The organism is uncultured Campylobacter sp., assembly GCF_938045225.1.
GTDB lineage: Bacteria > Campylobacterota > Campylobacteria > Campylobacterales > Campylobacteraceae > Campylobacter_A.
Genome location: NZ_CALINL010000068.1, coordinates 1 through 2,425, shown reverse-complemented (window position 1 = coordinate 2,425; position 2,425 = coordinate 1). Strand labels below are relative to the sequence as shown.

The window sequence follows — 2,425 nt, the reverse complement described above, 5'->3', positions numbered from 1 at the left end:
GCGATCTACTACTATGCCAAAGCTATCGTAGATAACCCGGACGGCACGCTAAGGATCGGCATGACCACGCAAAATACCGTCATCCTAGATAGCGCCAAAGACGCCGTCATAGTGCCATCAATCGCCATCAAAAAAGAGGACGGAAAAAGCGTAGTTTACGTACTAAAAAAAGGTAAAGACGGGCTAGACGCGGCCGAGCGAAGAGAGGTGCAAACGGGACTAATCGATAGCCTAAAAACTCAAATTTTAAGCGGAGTAGAGGAGGGCGAGGAGGTCGTGACGAAGCAAAACTCGGCGGCTGAAATCAATGCGATGCTCGAAAAAGAAAAAAGAAGAATGAAGTTCTAAGGCTAAGTCTTGAAAAATTTGATAGAACTTAAAAATTTAAGTAAGAAATTTAAGCTCGGCGATAACGTATTTGACGCGCTAAAAGACGTAAATTTGAGCATAAAAAAGGGCGAGTTTATCGCCATCATTGGACAAAGCGGATCAGGTAAATCCACGCTTATGAATATACTTGGCTGCCTAGATAATCCAAGCGGCGGGCAGTATCTGCTAGAAGAGCGCGACATATCTAAATTTGAAGGCGACGAGCTAGCGCGTTTGCGTAGAGAAAAATTTGGCTTTATCTTTCAGCGCTATAACCTGCTATCTACGCTAACCACACTGCAAAACGTAGCTCTACCTAGCGTATATGCCGGCGTTTCTAAAAAAGATCGCGATAAAAAGGCCGGCGAGCTTTTAGAAGGTCTAGGGCTTGGCGAAAAGCTGCAAAATTTACCGAATAAACTTAGCGGTGGACAGCAGCAGCGAGTCTCGATCGCTAGGGCGCTCATCAACGGCGGCGAGATCATCCTGGCAGACGAGCCAACAGGCGCGCTAGATAGCAAAAGTGGCCTCATGGTGATGGAAATTTTAACAAATTTGCACAAGCAAGGCCACACCATCATCATCGTCACGCACGACCCAAATATCGCCGCATACGCAAACCGCGTCATCGAGATAAAAGACGGTAAAATTTTAAGCGATACGGTAAAAAGCGAGGAAATTTTCGCCTCCGAAAAACCTAGCCCAAAGCGTAAAAATATCTTTAGCTTTTACAAAGATCAGTTTATCGAGAGCTTTAAAATGTCCATAAACGCGATACTTAGCCACAAACTACGTTCGGTGCTAACGATGCTTGGCATCATCATCGGCATCACCTCGGTTATCTGCGTCGTAGCACTTGGGCAGGGCTCGCAGGAGCAGATCCTCTCCGATATCCGCGGTATCGGCACGAATACGATAGATATTTATAACGGCAAGGGTTTTGGCGATATGCGCTCGGAGAGAGTTAAAAATCTAACCGTGAGCGACGCGACAATGCTGGCTAAGCAAGACTATCTAGATAGCGTCACGCCAAACGCCTCTGCTAGTGGCACACTCACCTACGGCAATAAATCAGCCTCCGCGACGATCAGAGGCGGTAGCGAGGAGAGCCTAAACGTGATGGGCTACACCGTCGAGGCCGGGAGAGTGTTTACGGCGCAAGAGGTCGCAGAGTCGGCGTCCGTGATCGTGATAGATCAGCCCACTCGGGAGCAGTTTTTTAAAAACGAGGATCCGCTGGGTAAAACGGTGCTTTTTAATAAGCGCCCGTTTAGAATCATCGGTGTGGTAGCAAAAAACGACAATATGTTTGCCGACTCCAGCACTCTGCGCACGTTTTCTACATATACCGCGGTCATAAACAAACTAACCGGCGATAGACACCTATCATCCATCACGGTTAAGGTCAAAGATAGCGTAAACGCACAGATAGCAGAGCAGAGTCTAACGGAAATTTTAACCGCCAAGCACGGCAAAAAGGACTTTTTCACCAGAAACTCCGACACTATCAAAAAGACGATCGAGGAGACAACAAAAACCATGACTCTGCTGATCTCTTGTATCGCCTTTATCTCTCTGCTAGTGGGCGGTATCGGCGTGATGAACATCATGCTAGTTTCAGTGACCGAGCGCACTAAAGAGATCGGCATCAGGATGGCGATCGGCGCGCGTCAGGGAAATATCCTGGAGCAGTTTTTGATCGAGGCTGTGCTACTGTGTCTGATCGGCGGGCTAATCGGCGTCGGATCGGCATTTGGTATCGGCTATCTAGCAGAAAATTTCGCGCCCGATATAAAGATGATATTTTCACAGACCTCTATCGTGGTCGCGCTCGTCGTCTCTAGCGCGATAGGCGTAATATTTGGCTACATGCCTGCTCGCAGCGCCTCAAAGCTAAATCCGATCGACGCTCTAACAAGGGAATAAAATGAAAAAAATCTCCATAATCCTAGCCGCCTTTTTGCTCGGCGGCTGTGCAGCAACGCAGATAAACGAAAACTACGAGCAAATTTTGCTAAAAGAGGACGCAAGCGCCGATATAAAAATAAACAGCGAG

The 2,425-nt window shown here is 47.6% G+C and carries 1 protein-coding gene and 1 pseudogene; both read left to right on the top strand.

What is annotated here, in order from left to right:
• Nucleotides 1–348, top strand: a pseudogene (locus Q0200_RS03090) (efflux transporter periplasmic adaptor subunit); the annotation flags it as partial.
• 18 nt (nt 349–366) lie between these two features.
• Nucleotides 367–2,295, top strand: coding sequence for a MacB family efflux pump subunit (locus Q0200_RS03085; RefSeq protein ID WP_297937573.1), 1,929 nt, complete (start codon nt 367–369; stop codon nt 2,293–2,295).
• Nucleotides 2,296–2,425 lie beyond the last annotated feature (130 nt).